Here is a 16198-nt window from a genome sequence, read left to right as displayed (position 1 = left end):
GCGGGCAAGCAGATCGTTTGCGCGGCGATGCGCAAGCTGCTGCACATCGCCTATGGCGTGCTGAAATCGGGTCGGCCATTCGATCCGAAACTGGCCCTTGCCCACTAAGGGGCAAGACGGTATCTACAAAGGCCGATGCCTTGACCTGTGGGAGCGAATTCATTCGGGTTAAACCCACTCGCTCAAAAGAAAGCCCCGCTGAAGCGGGGCTTGTGCATCTCACGATCGCATCAACCGCGTTGATGCACGCTGCGGCCAGCGGCGAAGGTTTCCTTCACCGTACGGTCGTCGCCGAGGATGGTCAGGGCGAACAGCTTCTCCGCCAAGGTCTTCGCCTGTTGCATGCGGTAGTCCATCAGCGGGGTGGCCTTGTAGTCGAGCACCACGAAGTCCGCGTCCTTGCCGGCCTGGAAATTGCCGATCCTGTCGTCCAGGTAGAGCGCACGGGCGCCACCCAGGGTGGCCAGGTAGAGGGACTTGAACGGGTCGAGCTTCTTGCCCTGCAGCTGCATCACTTTGTACGCCTCGTTAAGCGACTGCAGCTGGGAGAAGCTGGTGCCGGCGCCGACATCGGTGCCCAGGCCCACGCGCACGCCGTGCTCTTCGAGTTTCTGCAGGTCGAACAGGCCGCTGCCGAGGAACAGGTTGGAGGTGGGGCAGAAGGCCACCGCCGAGCCGGTTTCCGCCAGGCGTTTGCACTCGTCGTCGCACAGGTGCACGCCGTGGGCGAATACCGAGCGCGCACCGATCAGCTTGAAGTGGTCGTAGACATCCAGGTAGCCCTTGCGCTCCGGGAACAGTTCCTTGACCCATTCGATCTCCTTGCGGTTCTCGGACAGGTGGGTGTGCATGTACAGGCCCGGGTACTCGGCGAACAGCTTGCCGGCCAGTTCCAGTTGCTCCGGAGTGCTGGTGGGGGCGAAGCGCGGGGTCACCGCGTAGTGCAGGCGGCCCTTGCCGTGCCAGCGCTCGATCAGCTCCTTGCTGTCGGCGTAGCCGGACTCGGCGGTGTCGGTCAGGTAGTCCGGGGCATTGCGGTCCATCAGCACCTTGCCGGCGATCATGCGCAGGTCCAGCGCCTGGGCCGCTTCGAAGAAGGCGTCCACCGACTCCTTGTGCACGGTGCCGAATACCAGCGCGGTGGTGGTGCCGTTGCGCAGCAGTTCCTTGATGAAGATGGAGGCGACGTCGGCGGCGTGGGCCTTGTCGGCGAACTGCTTCTCGGTGGGGAAGGTGTAGGTGTTCAACCAGTCCAGCAACTGCTCGCCATAGGAGGCGATCATGCCGGTCTGCGGGAAGTGGATGTGGGTGTCGATGAACCCGGGGGTGATCAGGGCGTCACGGTATTCGCGCACCTGGACGCCGGCGGGCAGGCTCGGCAGCAGTGCCTTGGCCTCGCCCAGGGCCTTGATGCGGCCGTCTTCCACCACCATCAGACCGTCTTCGAAATACTGGTAGGACTGCTCGATGCCCACCTGGGCGGGATCGGCGATGCTGTGCAGGATGGCGGAGCGGTAGGCGGTTACCTGGCTGGTCATGTCAGTCTCGTTCATTGCTGGTTCGGCTTTTGGCTCCCTCTCCCTTTGGGAGAGGGCTGGGGTGAGGGATGTCTGGCCCGGCAGGGCGGAGGCTTCCCTCATCCGGCGCTGCGCGCCACCTTCTCCCAGGGGGAGAAGGGAAAAATGTCAGGCCTGTTCTCGGCGGGAAGAGGGGACCAGTTTGGCGACCGTCTCACCCTTTTTCACTTCCTGGCCGAAGTTGGCGTTGTAGGTGGCGACCACTTCACCGGCGATGGAGATGGCTATTTCCACCGGCAGCTTGCCTTTGACTTCCTGGATGCCCATGGGGCAGCGCATGCGCTGCACCGTTTCGTTGGCGAAGCCGCGTTCACGCAAGCGGTGCTCGAACTTGACGCGCTTGGTCTTCGAGCCGATCAGGCCGAAATAGGCAAAGTCATTGCGCTTGAGAATCTCGGCGGTCAGTTCGAGGTCCAGCTGATGATTGTGGGTCATGACGATGAAATAGCTGCCCTTGGGCATGGCAGCGATCTCGTCGATCACTTCTTCGTTGACCACCTTCTCCACGCCGGCGGGGATCTGCTCGGGGAACTCGTTCTCCCGCGAGTCGATCCAGTGCACCTTGCACGGCAGGCTGGCGAGGATCGGCACCAGGGCGCGGCCGACATGGCCGGCGCCGAATACGGCGATGTGCGCCTGGGGCTGGCCCATGGGTTCGAACAGCAGCACGGTGGCGCCGCCACAGCACTGGCCAAGGCTGGCACCCAGGCTGAAGCGCTCCAGGCGGGTGTCCTGGCTGCGGCTCTCGAGCATCTGGCGGGCGATCTCCATTGCCTTGTACTCGAGGTGACCACCACCGATGGTCTCGAAGATACGCTCGGCGGTGACCACCATCTTCGAACCGGCGTTGCGCGGCGTGGAGCCACGCTCTTCGATGATGGTCACCAGCACGCAGGGTTCTCCGCGTTGCTGCAGGTCGGCGAGGGCGCTGATCCAGCTCATTTGCTCAGTCTCCAGCTACGCAGTGGCCTGGTGGTGCGCGACAGGCGCCAGTCCTCTTTGGGACGGACCGGCGCCGGCAGCGTTTCCAGCAGCACGGGTTCGTTGTCCGGCTGCGTCGTCTTCATTCCATCGGTGGGTGTTGTCATTGTTCTGCACCGTTTTGTTCTGGGCAGGAGCCAACAGGCGGCTCCTGCGGGTTACGCGGGCTCGGTCTCCGCCTGGGCGGCGGTTGCGGCCGTCTGTTGCAGTTTCCGGATCTGCTCGACGCCCCAGAGCACGCGCTCGGGGGTTGCCGGCGCGTCGATCTGCGGCTGCACCTTGTAGTCGGCCAGGCTCGCCACGGCATCCTTGATGGCGCACCAGACGGCAATGCCGAGCATGAAGGGCGGCTCGCCAACGGCCTTGGAGTGGAACACCGTCTGCTCGGGGTTCTTGCGGTTCTCTACCAGCTTCACCCGCAGGTCGATGGGCATGTCGGCGATGGCCGGGATCTTGTAGCTGGCCGGGCCGCTGGTCATCAGCTTGCCCTTGGCGTTCCACACCAGCTCTTCCATGGTCAGCCAGCCCATGCCCTGGACGAATGCACCTTCCACCTGGCCGATGTCGATGGCCGGGTTCAGCGAGGCGCCGACGTCATGCAGGATGTCGGTGCGCAGCATCTTGTACTCGCCGGTCAGCGTATCGACGATGACCTCGGCGCAGGCCGCGCCATAGGCGAAGTAGTAGAAGGGGCGGCCGGCGGCCTTGTCGCGGTCGTAGAAGATCTTCGGCGTGCGGTAGAAACCGGTGCTGGAAAGCGAGATCTGGTTGAAGTAGGCGAGTTGGATCATTTCCTCGAAGGAGAGGTAATGATCGCGCACACGCACCTGCTCGTTCTTGAACTCGACGTCCTCGGTGGTCACCTTGAAGTGGTTGGCGAGGAAGTCCACCAGGCGGCCCTTGATGGTTTCGGCGGCGTTCTGCGCGGCCTTGCCGTTCAGGTCGGTGCCGGAAGAGGCTGCGGTGGGCGAGGTGTTGGGCACCTTGTCGGTGTTGGTCGCGGTGATCTGGATGCGACCGATATCCACCTGGAAGACCTCGGCCACCACCTGGGCGACCTTGGTGTTCAGGCCCTGGCCCATCTCGGTGCCGCCGTGGTTCAGGTGGATGCTGCCGTCGGTGTAGATGTGCACCAGCGCGCCGGCCTGGTTGAGGAAGGTGGCGGTGAAGCTGATGCCGAATTTCACTGGGGTCATCGCCAGGCCTTTCTTCAGCACCGGGCTCTTGGCGTTGAAGGCGCGGATTTCCTCGCGGCGCTTGGCGTAGTCGCTGCTGGCTTCGAGCTCGGCGGTCATCTCGGCGAGCATATTGTGCTCGACGGTCTGGTAGTAGTGGGTGACGTTGCGCTCGTCCTTGCCGTAGTAGTTCAGCTTGCGCACATCCAGCGGGTCCCTGCCCAGGTGACGCGCGATGGCGTCCATGATCTCTTCGATCGCGACCATGCCCTGCGGGCCACCGAAGCCGCGGTAGGCGGTGTTCGACGCGGTGTTGGTCTTGCAGCGGTGACCGTTGATGGTGGCGTTTTCGAGGAAGTAGGCATTGTCCGAGTGGAACATCGCGCGGTCGACGATGGAGCCGGACAGGTCGGGCGAGTAGCCGCAGTTGCCGGCCAGTTCCAGTTCGATGCCGGTGAGCAGGCCGTTGTCGTCGAAGCCCACGTCGTACTCGACGTAGAAGGGGTGGCGCTTGCCGGTGATGCTCATGTCTTCCATGCGCGGCAGACGCATCTTGGTCGGGCGCTTGGTGTGGTGGGCGATCACGGCGCACAGGCAGGCCGGGCCGGCCGCCTGGGTTTCCTTGCCGCCGAAGCCGCCGCCCATGCGGCGCATGTCGATGACGATCTTGTGCATCGGCACGCCCAGCACCTCGGCCACCAGTTTCTGTACCTCGGTGGCGTTCTGGGTGGAGGTGTAGACGATCATGCCGCCGTCTTCGGTGGGCATCACCGAGGAAATCTGGGTCTCCAGGTAGAAGTGCTCCTGGCCGCCGATGTGCAGGGTGCCCTGCAGGCGGTTCTTCGCATTGGCCAGGGCGGTGGTGGAGTCGCCGCGCTTGTGCTGGTGGCTGTCCAGCACGAAGTGCTTCTTGCGCAGGGCATCGACCACGTCCAGCACGGGTTCCAGGTCCTCGTACTCGACAATCGCAGCCATGGCCGCCTTGCGCGCGGTCTCCAGGCTATCGGCGCCCACGGCCAGGACGACCTGGCCGACGTATTCGACCTTGCCGTCGGCCAGCAGCGGGTCACCGGCCACCACCGGACCGATGTCCAACTGGCCGGGCACGTCCTTGGCGGTGATGGCGATGGCTACCCCCGGGAACTGGTAGCAGGGGGTGGTATCAATGCGGGTAATGCGCGCATGGGCGCGATCGCTCATGCGGGCATAGACGTGCAGCTGGTTGGGGAATTCCAGGCGGTCGTCGACATACACGGCCTCGCCCGAGACGTGCTTGGGCGCGCTTTCGTGCTTGACGCTCTTGCCGACGCCGGTGGTGATGTCGGCGCGGAACAGCTCGGCCAGCTCTTCCTGGGTCTTGTGATGGAAATGGTTAGACATACGCGGTCACCCGGGTTTCGACTTCTGGGGATTGCAGCTCGAGGAAGAACTTGCGCAGCAGGTTCTGGGCGGTCAGCAGGCGGTATTCCTTGCTGGCGCGGAAGTCCGTGAGCGGGGTGAAGTCCTGGGCCAGGGCCGCGCAGGCGCGTTCGACGGTGCCCGGATACCATGCGGCGCCGATCAGGGCCTTCTCGCAGGCGCTGGCGCGCTTGGGAATGCCGGCCATGCCGCCGAAGGCGACACGGGCCCTGCGCACCGCACCATTCTCGATCACCAGGTTGAAGGCGGCGCAGACAGCGGAGATGTCGTCGTCCAGGCGCTTGGACACCTTGTAGGCACGGAAGGCCTGGTTCTTGCGGGCGCGGGGCACGCGGATCTTCTCGATGAACTCGGACTCCTGGCGGGCGGTGACCTTGTAGTCGAGGAAGTACTCGTCCAGCGGCAGGATGCGGGTCTGGTTGCCCTTGCGCAGGACGATCTCGGCGCCCAGGGCGATCAGCAGCGGCGGGGCGTCGCCAATGGGGGAGGCGTTGCCGATGTTGCCACCCAAGGTGCCCTGGTTGCGGATCTGCAGGGAGGCGAAGCGGTGCAGCAGTTCGCCGAAGTCCGGGTACTCGCGGGCCAGGGTCTCGTAGCAGTCCGACAGCGGGGTGGCGGCGCCGATCTCGATGAAGTCGGCGGTTTCCTCGATGCGCTTCATGGCGTCGATATGGCCGACATAGATCATCACCGGCAGTTCTCGGTGGAACTGGGTGACTTCCAGGGCCAGGTCGGTGCCGCCGGCCAGCAGGCGGGCCTGCGGGTTGGACACGTAGAAGTCGGCCAGGTCGGCCACGGTCAGCGGTACCAGGCAGCGCTTGTCGCCACTGTTCAGCTCGGCAGTCTCGCGCGGGGCGATGGCTTTCAGCTGGGCGACGGTCTGGGCCTCGGCGGCGTCGAACTGGTCCGGCTGCTTCTGGCAGCAGGCCTGCTCGGCGGCGTCGATGATCGGGCGGTAGCCGGTGCAGCGGCACAGGTTGCCGGCCAGGGCTTCCATGGTCTGGGCCTTGTCGTAGCCGTTGCTGTTCTTCTGCAGGGCGAACAGCGACATGACGAAGCCGGGGGTGCAGAAGCCGCACTGGGAGCCGTGGCAATCCACCATGGCCTGCTGCACGGAATGCAGTTGGCCCTGGTGTTTCAGGTCTTCCACGGTGATCAGTTGCTTGCCGTGCAGCGAGGAGACGAAGGTCAGGCAGGAGTTGAGGGTGCGGTAGCGGATGCGGTCGCCTTCCAGCTCGCCGACGACCACGGTGCAGGCACCGCAATCGCCCGAGGCGCAGCCTTCTTTGGTACCGGGTTTACCGACATGCTCACGCAGGTAGTTGAGCACCGTGACATTGGGATCGAGGGCATGCTCGGTGCGCAGCTCACGATTGAGTAAAAACTGGATCAAGGACGACCTCCAGGCACTTTATTGTTTTTACGAGGGCTCGTATGGCGGCAAATTTAGAATCGTCTGACTTTCGGGTCAACAAATATTTGACTCAAAAGTCAGGAAAGAGTCATGGCTTTCGGTTATTAGCCCGCTGCACCCGCTCTGTCTCAAGCTTCAAGCGCATTTCGTGCCACCTGTCCATAAGTGTAGGAAAGTGCGGGGAGGGCGCCCGTCTGCGGGTGTTTTTCCTGTAGGGGCGAATTCATTCGCCAAGCAGGCCGAAGGCCTGCCCATGAGCGGGGCGAGGCTGCTCTGCACCCCTTGGCGAATGAATTCGCCCCCACAGAAGCAGCTGCGGCCCCTGTGTTACACTCCGCCGCCTGCCGCACGCTCTGCGGCACAGTCGGAAATTTCCCCCAATCGCTCTTGCGCGCACTGCCCGTACCCGTAGTACTGTCAGCGCCGGAGCTTTGGCGCGGGAAAGCTCCGGCGCAGCGCACAATGTCCCTCAGTTCAAAGGAAAACCATGACGTTCAAGGCACCGGACAGCCTCTCCGAGCAGATCGCCCATCACCTGGCCGAGCGCATCATCCGCGGCGAGCTGAAAGAGCGGGAGCGCATCCAGGAACAGAAAGTCACCCAGGCCATGAATGTCAGTCGGGGGTCGGTGCGTGAGGCGCTGCTGATCCTCGAGCGCCGCCACCTGATCGATATCCTGCCGCGCCGGGGCGCCCAGGTGTCCGAGCTGACCCCCCAGCACGTGCGCAGCCTCTATACCCTGATGATGGAGCTGTACATCCTGCTGGCCTACGCCGTGGCCGAGCGCTGGCGTACAGAGGCGGAGCTGGAACCCTTCCGCGCCATCCAGCTGCGCCTGGCCGAAGCGCGCCAGCGCGAAGACATCTTCGCCTTCGTCGACGCCAGCTTCGCCATCATGCAGGCGGCCTATCCCTTTGCGGACAACCCTTACCTGCAACAGACCCTGGAAAACCTGCGGCCTGCCATCGCCCGCACCTACTACATCGCACTGGAGCGCCGTCGTAGCCAGATGGGTCAGTTCGGCGCCGTGTTCGACGACCTGCTGTTGGCGGTCGTCGCCCGTGAACAGGCGAAGATCCGCGAGGTGCTGACCGGCTACTGCCAGCAGAACTGCGAGCTGGTGCTCGCGGCGCTGTCCGAGCGTTGAGCGGAGCACGCCGATGCGGCTGAAGTGCATCAAGCTGGCCGGGTTCAAGTCCTTCGTGGACCCGACCACGGTCAGCTTCCCCAGCAACATGGCGGCCGTGGTCGGCCCCAATGGTTGCGGCAAGTCGAACATCATCGACGCCGTTCGCTGGGTAATGGGCGAGAGTTCGGCGAAAAACCTCCGTGGCGAGTCGATGACCGACGTCATCTTCAACGGCTCCAACACCCGCAAGCCGGTGGCCCAGGCCAGCATCGAGCTGATCTTCGACAACTCGGACAACACCCTGGTGGGCGAGTACGCCGCCTTCGCCGAGATATCCATTCGCCGCCGCGTCAGCCGCGATGGCCAGAACACCTATTTCCTCAACGGCACCAAGTGCCGTCGTCGCGACATCACCGACATCTTCCTTGGCACCGGCCTGGGCCCGCGCAGCTATTCCATCATCGAGCAGGGGATGATCTCCAAGCTGATCGAAGCCAAGCCCGAAGACCTGCGCAATTTCATCGAGGAAGCCGCCGGCATCTCCAAGTACAAGGAGCGCCGCCGCGAGACCGAGAGCCGCATCCGCCGTACCCAGGAGAACCTGGCGCGCCTGACCGACCTGCGCGAGGAACTGGAGCGCCAGCTGGAGCGCCTGCACCGCCAGGCCCAGTCCGCCGAGAAGTACCAGGAGTACAAGGCCGAAGAGCGTCAACTCAAGGCCCAGCTCGCCGCCCTGAAATGGCGGGCGCTGAATGACCAGGTCGGCCAGCGCGAGTCCGTGATCGGCAACCAGGAGGTCAGCTTCGAGGCCCTGGTGGCCGAGCAGCGCAACGCCGACGCCAGCATCGAACGCCTGCGCGACGGGCACCACGAGCTGTCCGAACGCTTCAACCAGGTGCAGGGCCGCTTCTATTCCGTGGGCAGCGATATCGCGCGGGTCGAGCAAAGCATCCAGCATGGGCAGCAACGCCTGCGCCAGTTGCAGGACGACCTGCGCGAGGCCGAGCGTTCGCGCCAGGAAACCGAGTCCCACCTGGGCCACGACCGCACCCTGCTCGCCACCCTGGGCGAGGAACTGGACATGCTCGGCCCGGAGCAGGAAATGAGCGCCGCTGCCGCCGAGGAAGCCGCCGCCCAGCTGGAAGAAGCCGAAACCGGCATGCACGCCTGGCAGGAGCAATGGGATAGCTTCAACCAGCGCAGTGCCGAGCCGCGCCGCCAGGCCGAGGTGCAGCAGTCGCGCATCCAGCAACTGGACCAGAGCCTGGAGCGCCTGCTGGAGCGCGAGCGTCGTCTGAACGACGAACGCGCTCAACTGGCAGCCGACCCGGAAGACGCGGCGGTGCTGGAGCTAAGTGAAGAGCTGGCCGTGGGTGAGATGCGTCTGGAGGAGCTCCAGGCGGCTGAGCAGGGCCTGGCGGAGCGCCTCGACCACCTGCGTGAAGAATTGCAGCAAGCCAGCCAGGCCCAGCAGCAGGCCCAGGGCGAACTGCAGCGCCTGAACGGCCGCATCGCCTCGCTGGAGGCCTTGCAGCAGGCCGCCCTGAACCCCGGCAAGGGCGCCGCCGAATGGCTGCGCGAGCAGCATCTCGCCGACCGTCCGCGCCTGGCCGAAGGCCTGCGGGTGGAGCAGGGCTGGGAGCTGGCGGTGGAAACCGTGCTCGGCGCCGACCTGCAGGCCGTGTTGCTGGATGATTTCAACGGCCTCGATCTTTCCGGCTTCAGCCAGGGCGAACTGCGCCTGGCCAGCGCCGGCAAGGGGGGCGTGCGGGCGCCGGGCAGTCTGTTGGACAAGGTGGAGGCGCCGGTCGACCTGGCGCCCTGGTTGGCCAAGGTCCTGCCGGTGGAGAGCCTGGACCAGGCCCTGGCCCGTCGCGCCGCCCTTGGCGACGGCGAGAGCCTGATCAGCCGGGATGGTTACTGGGTCGGTCGCAATTTCCTGCGTGTGCGTCGTGCCAGTGAAGCGGAAAGCGGTCTGCTGGCCCGGGGGCAGGAACTCGAGCGCCTGCACGCCGAGCGCGAAGAGCGCGAAGCCGCCCTGGAACAACTGGAAGAGCGCCTGCAGCAGCTGCGCGACAGCCAGCGCCAGCAGGAAGAGGCCCGCGAGCAGCAGCGTCGTCTGCTGCAGGAAGAGTCCCGCAGCCTGGGTGAGCTCAAGGCCCGGCTGTCCGCCCAGCAGACCAAGGTCGAGCAGTTGGCCCTGCGTCGCCGCCGCCTGGAAGACGAACTCCGTGAACTGGACGAGCAGCGTGCGCTGGAGCATGAACAGTTGGGCGAAGCGCGCCTGACCCTGCAAGACGCCCTCGATGCGATGGCCACCGACACCGAGCAGCGCGAGAAGCTGCTGGCCGAGCGTGATGGCCAGCGTGAACGCCTTGACCGTATCCGCCAGGAGGCTCGCCAGCACAAGGACCATGCCCATCAGCTGGCCGTGCGTGTCGGTTCACTGCGGGCGCAACACGATTCGACCCGCCAGGCCCTGGATCGCCTGACCCTGCAGTTCGAGCGCCTCAACGAGCGCCGCGAACAGCTCAGCCTGAACCTGGAGGAGGGCGCCGCACCGCTGGAGGAGCTGCGCCTGAAACTGGAGGAATTGCTGGAGAAGCGCCTGGGGGTCGAAGAAGAACTCAAGCAGGCGCGACTCGCTCTCGAAGACGCCGACCGCGAACTGCGCGACGCCGAGAAGCGCCGCACCCAGGCCGAGCAGCAGGCGCAACTGCTGCGCGGTCAGCTGGAGCAGCAGCGCCTGGAATGGCAGGCCCTGACCGTGCGTCGCAAGACCCTGCAGGATCAGCTCCACGAGGATGGCTACGACCTCCACGGCGTGCTCGCCACCCTGCCGGCCGAAGCCAGCGAGGCGGCCTGGGAAGAGGAACTGGAACGCATCGCGGCACGCATCCAGCGTCTTGGCCCGATCAACCTCGCAGCCATCGACGAATACCAGCAGCAGTCGGAACGCAAGCGTTACCTCGATTCGCAGAACGACGACCTGGTGGAAGCCCTGGAGACCCTGGAAAACGTCATCCGCAAGATCGACAAGGAAACCCGCAACCGCTTCAAGGAAACCTTCGACCAGATCAACGCCGGCCTGCAGGCGTTGTTCCCCAAGGTCTTCGGCGGCGGTCACGCCTATCTGGAACTCACCGGCGAAGACCTGCTGGACACCGGTGTGGCCATCATGGCGCGGCCGCCGGGCAAGAAAAACAGCACCATCCACCTGCTGTCCGGCGGCGAGAAGGCCTTGACCGCGCTGGCCCTGGTGTTCGCCATCTTCCAGCTCAATCCGGCGCCTTTCTGCATGCTCGACGAGGTGGACGCGCCGCTCGACGATGCGAACGTCGGTCGTTACGCGCGGCTGGTGAAGGAAATGTCCGAAAAGGTGCAGTTCATCTATATCACCCACAACAAGATCGCCATGGAAATGGCCGACCAACTGATGGGCGTGACCATGCACGAGCCGGGATGCTCGCGCCTGGTGGCGGTGGATGTAGAGGAGGCGATGTCGATGGTCGAGGCCTAGCGGAGCAGGCGGATGCGAACTCCTGGCGGGACCGGGGATCAAATTCGCGTCGCCTTCGCTGTAAGCCTCTATCAGAGGTTTCTCTGCTGGGTTTGTCGTGCTAGCTTTATGCCCAAATTTGTCGCACGTGGAAAACGCCATTCAGAACATGGAGTTGGGCGCCACGGTTCAGGGGACGGGATGTCCTTTCTTCACCATTGTTTTTTTGTATTTGTTGACTAGGGGACACAGGACTACATGGATATCGGTCTGCGCGAGTGGCTGATTGTCATTGGCATCATCGTGATTGCCGGCATTCTGTTCGATGGCTGGCGCCGCATGAGTGGCGGCAAGGGGAAGCTCAAGTTCAAGCTGGATCGCAGCTTCTCCAGCGCCCCGGACGATGATGAAGATCCGAACCTGCTCGGCCCGTCACGGGTCAAGGACCGTTCGCAGGAGGAGCCGTCGCTGGACGAGGCCGACCTGCCGTCCCTGAGTGCCCGCGAGCCCGGCAAGCGCCGCGGCGAGCCGCAGCAGGGCGACCTCAACCTCGACGAGCCGGTGCCGACCCTGCTCAATCCGGTCGACGAAGGCAAGAAGAACGGCAAGCCCCATCCGCAGGTGCAGGTCCCGGAAGTTCCGGTCGAGGAAGTCCTGGTCATCAACGTGGTCGCCCGCGACGAAGACGGCTTCAAGGGGCCGGCGCTGCTGCAGAACATCCTGGAAAGCGGCCTGCGCTTCGGCGCCATGGATATCTTCCATCGCCACGAGAGCATGGCCGGCAACGGCGAAGTGCTGTTCTCCATGGCCAACGGCGTCAAGCCCGGCACCTTCGACCTGGACGACATCGATCACTTCAGCACCCGTGCGGTGAGCTTCTTCCTCGGCCTTCCGGGCCCGCGCCATCCGAAGCAGGCCTTCGACGTGATGGTCGCCGCCGCCCGCAAGCTGTCCCAGGAACTGAACGGCGAACTGAAGGATGACCAGCGCAGCGTGATGACTGCGCAGACCATCGAGCACTATCGCCAGCGCATCGTCGAATTCGAGCGCAAGCACCTGACCCAGAAGCGCTGATCCGGCGCGCAGTCGACGAAAGAGCAGCCCCGGCTGCTCTTTTTGTTTCAAGAGAAAAGAGCCTGACCATGACCGATGCCCAAACCGCCGCCGAACGCATCCTCGCGCTGCGCGCCGAGCTGGATGCGCACAACTACCGCTATTACGTGCTGGACGAGCCCAGCGTGCCCGATGCCGAGTACGACCGCCTGTTCCGCGAGCTGCAGACCCTGGAAACAGAACACCCGGAGCTGGTGACGCCGGAGTCGCCGACCCAGCGAGTCAGCGGCGCGGCCCTGGCGGCATTCGGTGAAGTGCGCCATGAGGTACCCATGCTCAGCCTCGGTAACGCCTTCGAGGAGCAGGACCTGGTGGACTTCGACCGCCGCGTGCGCGAGGGCCTGGGCGAGCTGTTGCCCGGTGGTGACCTGTTCGGCGACGGCCCGGCGGTGGAGTACACCTGCGAGCCCAAGCTCGATGGCCTGGCCGTCAGCCTGCTGTACCGGGACGGCGTGCTGGTGCGCGGCGCCACCCGCGGTGACGGCACCACGGGCGAGGACATCAGCAGCAACGTGCGCACCATTCGCAATGTGCCGCTCAAGCTGCAGGGCGAGGGCTGGCCGGCGGTGTTGGAGGTGCGCGGCGAGGTCTACATGTCCAAGGCCGGCTTCGATGCCCTCAATGCCCGCAACCTGGAGCTGGGCGCCAAGACCTTCGCCAACCCGCGCAACGCCGCCGCCGGCAGCCTGCGCCAACTGGACTCGAAGATCACCGCCAGTCGCCCACTGGAGTTCTGCGCCTACGGCATCGGCCAGGTCGACGGCGAGTTGCCGGACAACCAGTTCGACATCCTCCAGGCCATCAAGGGCTGGGGCCTGCCCATCAGCCGCGAGTTGAAGCGGGTCGTGGGGGCCCAGGGCTGCCTGGACTACTACCGCGACATCGGCGAACGCCGCGACAGCCTCGCCTACGAAATCGATGGCGTGGTCTACAAGCTCAACAACCTCGCCTGGCAGCGCGAGTTGGGCTTCCGCGCCCGCGAGCCGCGTTGGGCGCTGGCCCACAAGTTCCCCGCACGGGAGGAGCTCACCGAACTGCTGGACGTGGAGTTCCAGGTGGGCCGCACCGGCGCCGTGACCCCGGTGGCGCGGCTCAAGCCCGTGCAGGTGGCGGGCGTGACCGTGTCCAACGCCACCCTGCACAACATGGACGAAGTGGCACGGCTGGGCCTGATGATCGGCGACACCGTGATCATCCGCCGCGCTGGCGATGTGATCCCGCAGGTGATGCAAGTGGTGGTCGAGCGCCGTCCCGCCGATGCGCGCCCGGTGCACATTCCCGAGCAGTGCCCGGTATGCGGTTCGGCGGTGGAACGCACCCAGCTGGTCAAGCGCGGCAAGGGCAAGGAGACCACCAGCGAAGGCTCGGTGTACCGCTGCGTCGGCCGCCTGGCCTGCGGCGCCCAGCTGAAGCAGGCGATCATCCACTTCGCCTCGCGCCGCGCCCTGGATATCGAAGGCCTGGGTGACAAGATCGTCGAGCAGTTGGTGGATACCGGCCTGGTGGCCTCGCCGGCCGACCTCTACACCTTGAAATACGAACAGGTGGTGGAACTGGAAGGCTTCGCCGACCTCTCCACCCGCAACCTGCTGGGCGCCATCGCCGACAGCCGCAAGCCGGGTCTGGCGCGCTTCATCTACGCTCTCGGCATCCCCGATGTGGGCGAGGAGACCGCCAAGCTGCTGGCCCGTGCCCTGGGCTCCCTGGAGCGCATCCAGCGGGCCTTGCCGGATGTGCTCACCTACCTGCCAGACGTGGGCCTGGAAGTGGCCCATGAGATTCACGCCTTCTTTACCGACGGGCACAACCAGAAGGTGATCCGCGATCTGCTGGAGCGCGGCGTCGAGTTGCAGGAGGAGGGCGGCCTGAGCCCCGAATTCGCGGCCTGCGCGACCTTCGCCGGCTTCATCGACAAGCTCAACGTTTCCGGCATTGCCGCCACCGGCGCGAAGAACCTGGCGGAAAAGGCCGGTAACCTCGATGGTCTGATCGCCCTCAGCCGCGACTGGCTGGAACTGAGCGTGATGAAGGGCCTGAACGAAAAGGCGAAACAGGCCCTGCGCGAATTCTTCGCGGTGACGGACAACGTCCGTCGGGCGCAGGAAACGGATGCCCAGTTGCGCGACTTCGGCATGCATTGGGAAAGCCAGAAGAAAGCCGTGGAAGGCCTGCCGCTGGCGGGTCAGACCTGGGTGCTCACCGGTACTCTGGAAGTCATGAGCCGGGAAGTGGCCAAGGCGAAGCTGGAAGCCCTGGGGGCCAAGGTGGCGGGTTCGGTGTCGGCCCGTACCCACTGCGTGGTGGCCGGGCCGGGGGCGGGCTCCAAGCTGGCCAAGGCGAATGAGCTGGGCGTTCGTGTGCTCGACGAGGAGCAGTTCCTCGCAGAGCTGGCCAGGTTGGGCTGAGGCCTAGGCCTCGAGGCTCAGGATTACCTGGGCGATCTCTGCGGCGGCGGTATCCGGCTCCTCCGGTTGGGTACTGCTGGCCGTGGGCCCTTGCCGCAGGTTCTGGCGGTATTCGCTGGGGGTGCAGCCGGTCATCTGCTTGAAGGCCCGGGCGAAGTAGGATGGGTCCTTGAAGCCGGCCTCGTAGCCGATGCTGGTCACCGGCATCTGGCTGTTCTCCAGCAGACGCTTGGCGTACTCCATGCGCCTGCCCAGGACGTACTCCATGAAGCCGACCCCGTTGACCTCTTTGAACAACCGGCTGAAGCGAAAGGGGGTCATACCGCAGCGCTGGGCGAGCTCCTTCTGGTCCACGCTTTCGCGGAAGTGCAGTTCGATATAGGGCATCACCTTGCTCAGCGCCTTGTGCTTCTGGTGGTGCGCCGTAAGGCGAATGCTTTCGGGGAGTGCCGGACTGTGGTCCAGCAGCGGCTTGCGGCCAAAGTTGTTGACGCCGCGGCGTACTTCGACGAGCTGCTGCACGCTATGCAAGTAGCGGCTGCGCTCATCCGACGTGAGCGGCAACAGCAGGTATTCCCACATCCTGGCGCGTATGGCCCAGATGGCCAGCTCCTCGGAGTGCTGGACGGTGAGCATGGTGATGGGGGTGGAGGGGTAGGTCCGCTTGATCTCCAGCAACAGGTTCAGCCCGCTGGCATCGGGTCGATTGAAATGGGCGCAGAGCATGTCGACCTGTTTCAGCTGTTCCCTTCCCGGACTCGATCTTCCGTTGACCAGCCGGCAGCTGCAGCAATCGTCGAATTGGCGCATGAGCGAGGGGGTCGACCTGTCGTGTGTCAGATCGAGCCAGAGCAGAACTGGTACTACGGCAGAGTTCGACGGCATGTTCCAATCCTGCACCCATTGTTATTCGTGCTTCCCCGAGCTGGAGTATTGTCATTCTGCTATTACGTTAAAGAACCATTCGATATAGATCTTTTTATTTAAATTCGAGCTGGTTCTGAATGGCGCTGGAAGCCTTGTATTCCGCGCGTTTCAGCCCTCCCACTCCGTTCGTCGTCCGACCAAGAACCTGGCCACAGGCCACGAGTTGTCCGGCCCAGAGCCTGCCTGGCTTGCGGTGCCCAATGCCCCCTCATTTCCCGCAAGAAAATCCTAGCGATCCGCAAAAAATTACTAACCCCCAACTTTGGGGATGCCTAGGGTGGACTCAAGGCGGGGCGCGCAGTACCGCCGGGCACTGCTGACACAACGACACAACTTGTGAGTGAGGTGGGCGAAATGACTTTCGAAGCAATCAAGACTTCGGTGATGAAGTTCGTGAAGGACGAAGACGGTCTGACCATCGTGGAATATGCCGTGGCGGGTGGGCTGATTACCGTCGCTGTAGCTGCAGCATTTGTGACGCTGGGTACTCATGTGAATACCAACATCACGGACCTGTGTAAGGCCGTCAACAAAAACGTTGCCTGCTAGCACGAGAAGC

At 64.4% G+C, this 16198-nt stretch carries 11 protein-coding genes and 1 pseudogene; 6 read left to right on the top strand and 6 right to left on the bottom strand.

The genetic code is table 11. From position 1 onward, the window contains the following. Positions 1-108: pseudogene (locus tag ACFW0H_RS14110) on the top strand (IS110 family transposase); the annotation flags it as partial. 122 nt (positions 109-230) lie between these two features. Here the strand turns inward: ACFW0H_RS14110 and guaD are convergent. The 5 genes from guaD to xdhA all read right to left on the bottom strand — a co-directional run bounded on the left by guaD (position 231) and on the right by xdhA (position 6545). Continuing rightward, positions 231-1538 (bottom strand): guanine deaminase, encoded by a 1308-nt coding sequence (gene guaD / locus ACFW0H_RS14105; protein WP_422914508.1) that lies wholly within the window; start codon positions 1536-1538, stop codon positions 231-233. 147 nt (positions 1539-1685) lie between these two features. After that, positions 1686-2519: a xanthine dehydrogenase accessory protein XdhC gene (xdhC, locus tag ACFW0H_RS14100; protein ID WP_422914507.1), complete on the bottom strand. Its 834-nt coding sequence runs from the start codon at positions 2517-2519 to the stop codon at positions 1686-1688. Next, positions 2516-2665, bottom strand: coding sequence for a hypothetical protein (locus ACFW0H_RS14095; RefSeq protein WP_422914506.1), 150 nt, complete (start codon positions 2663-2665; stop codon positions 2516-2518). Before ACFW0H_RS14095 ends, xdhC begins: the two co-directional genes overlap by 4 nt. Before the next feature lie 51 nt (positions 2666-2716). Then, positions 2717-5113, bottom strand: a complete 2397-nt coding sequence (gene xdhB / locus ACFW0H_RS14090; protein ID WP_422914505.1) for a xanthine dehydrogenase molybdopterin binding subunit — start codon at positions 5111-5113, stop codon at positions 2717-2719. Further along, positions 5106-6545: a xanthine dehydrogenase small subunit gene (gene xdhA, locus ACFW0H_RS14085; protein WP_422914504.1), complete on the bottom strand. Its 1440-nt coding sequence runs from the start codon at positions 6543-6545 to the stop codon at positions 5106-5108. The genes xdhB and xdhA overlap by 8 nt, the downstream gene beginning before the upstream one ends. 508 nt (positions 6546-7053) lie before the next feature. Between xdhA and ACFW0H_RS14080 the strand changes: the two genes are divergently transcribed. The 4 genes from ACFW0H_RS14080 (at position 7054) to ligA (ending at position 14712) form a co-directional block, all read left to right on the top strand. Further along, positions 7054-7713, top strand: a complete 660-nt coding sequence (locus tag ACFW0H_RS14080) for a GntR family transcriptional regulator (protein ID WP_422914503.1) — start codon at positions 7054-7056, stop codon at positions 7711-7713. A 13-nt stretch (positions 7714-7726) separates the two neighbouring features. Next, on the top strand, positions 7727-11215 hold the full coding sequence (gene smc, locus ACFW0H_RS14075) for a chromosome segregation protein SMC (RefSeq protein WP_422914502.1): 3489 nt from the start codon (positions 7727-7729) through the stop codon (positions 11213-11215). 237 nt (positions 11216-11452) lie between these two features. Further along, complete coding sequence (zipA, locus tag ACFW0H_RS14070) at positions 11453-12268, top strand: cell division protein ZipA (protein WP_422914501.1); 816 nt, start codon at positions 11453-11455, stop codon at positions 12266-12268. Positions 12269-12336: 68 nt separating this feature from the next. After that, entirely contained in the window at positions 12337-14712 is a 2376-nt protein-coding gene (gene ligA, locus ACFW0H_RS14065; protein ID WP_422914500.1) for an NAD-dependent DNA ligase LigA, read from the top strand. A gap of 3 nt (positions 14713-14715) precedes the next feature. On the opposite strand, the gene ACFW0H_RS14060 is transcribed toward ligA, so the two are convergent. Then, a complete protein-coding gene (locus tag ACFW0H_RS14060; RefSeq protein WP_422914499.1) occupies positions 14716-15597 on the bottom strand; it encodes a response regulator transcription factor in 882 nt (293 codons plus the stop codon). Between the two features lie 396 nt (positions 15598-15993). Here ACFW0H_RS14060 and ACFW0H_RS14055 point away from each other — a divergent pair, with 396 nt between their 5' ends. After that, on the top strand, positions 15994-16188 hold the full coding sequence (locus ACFW0H_RS14055; RefSeq protein ID WP_422914498.1) for a Flp family type IVb pilin: 195 nt from the start codon (positions 15994-15996) through the stop codon (positions 16186-16188). Positions 16189-16198 lie beyond the last annotated feature (10 nt).

The sequence above is a fragment of the Metapseudomonas cellulosilytica genome (genome assembly GCF_049334135.1).
In the GTDB taxonomy this organism is placed as follows: Bacteria; Pseudomonadota; Gammaproteobacteria; order Pseudomonadales; family Pseudomonadaceae; genus Metapseudomonas.
The sequence above is the reverse complement of the archived record's forward strand: the minus strand, read 5'-3'. Positions and strand labels throughout refer to the sequence as shown.